Here is a 1,114-nt window from a genome sequence, read left to right on the forward strand (position 1 = left end):
TTCCTTCATACCATAAAACAGGGTTGTCATCTGCTATGCCATGAACATATCGACGAAGCACCGTTCCTAGCGGCGCTGGCAGAGATTGCGTTAGTTGCTGTCAGCCTTGGATCAGTTCTGCTTTCTGAAAATGATCGCTTTACTGTAAATTTTCCAAAATATTCACTCAAATAGATCAGTACGATGTAAGCCACATAGATATTGGACAGTGACTCTTCATATTAGGAGGACTTTAAAGACTCGTAGATTTTTCTCTCCTCTTCCCAACAATCGTCACCATTTAAGTTTTCAAGCATCATTTTCTCATAAGACTCATATGCTATATCATCGATATTTATAATTGTCGTTAAATTATCAGGCTTTTCAATAGCTTGGTGAAATGACCAACATGAAAGCTGCATCCAATGGTCATTTTCGTTTAAAGAAGATTCTATTTGGTGATAAATCTCGTTCAGAACTTGCCCTCCCGTTACTAGTGAGCGACCGAAGTATTGTCCATTAAGATTAATTTTATCAGGCCAAAGTTTTCGAGTTTTCTCAAACAAACTTTTTCTAGTAAAAAGCATTTTTTAACACCCATCTCTCTTCAATACACATCCGCCATTCTCTCCGCCCGTGATAGTTGTTTTATTCGACGGCTCTGGAGTTTGGCCTGGCTTGTTTCCAGCTTTCCACTCACCACCGTCCTCATTCTTATTAGTGTGGTCGGTTGTGCTCTTCTGCATTATAGTGCCCGTTTTTTTCTCTTTATAGCCTTGAGAACCTTTCAGTTTTACGAAATCTTTCTTTGAATTGTCAGGGGTTTTTACTTTATCACCTACTTTTGTTGTGCTCTTCAAGCTTTTTAGCTTTGTTTTGCCAGTTAAGCCTGCTTCGGTTGCTTCAACTACTGCGTCAGCGTAATTATTTAGAGGGCTTCCTTCCTCGGTAACCGCTGCAACACCTCTCGCAATTAGGTTTGCAGCAGCTAGGCCTTTTTTCCTATTTGCTCTTCGAGTTTCACCTGTCGGATCTACATAATTAACCGGATCATTATGCACATAAGCATAAAGATTCATCTGGTCTTCATAACCTACAGGGTCAGTCTGTAAGAATCGCCCTAACTTTGGATGAT

General features: G+C 40.0%; 2 protein-coding genes. Both read right to left on the reverse strand.

The genetic code is table 11. The features are described from left to right. Positions 1-221: 221 nt before the first annotated feature. A complete protein-coding gene (locus tag V5298_RS20685; protein ID WP_332933290.1) occupies positions 222-566 on the reverse strand; it encodes a hypothetical protein in 345 nt (114 codons plus the stop codon). A gap of 3 nt (positions 567-569) precedes the next feature. Continuing rightward, positions 570-1,114, reverse strand: a 545-nt coding sequence (locus V5298_RS20690; RefSeq protein WP_332933291.1) for an RHS repeat-associated core domain-containing protein, incomplete at its 5' end; no start/stop codon positions are given.

This window comes from Alteromonas sp. 14N.309.X.WAT.G.H12, assembly GCF_036697315.1.
In the GTDB taxonomy this organism is placed as follows: Bacteria; Pseudomonadota; Gammaproteobacteria; order Enterobacterales; family Alteromonadaceae; genus Alteromonas.

Coding starts and splice junctions, on each gene's coding strand:
- V5298_RS20685 (WP_332933290.1), bottom strand. CDS start 566: ATGCTTTTTACTAGAAAAAGTTTGTTTGAGAAAACTCGAAAACTTTGG.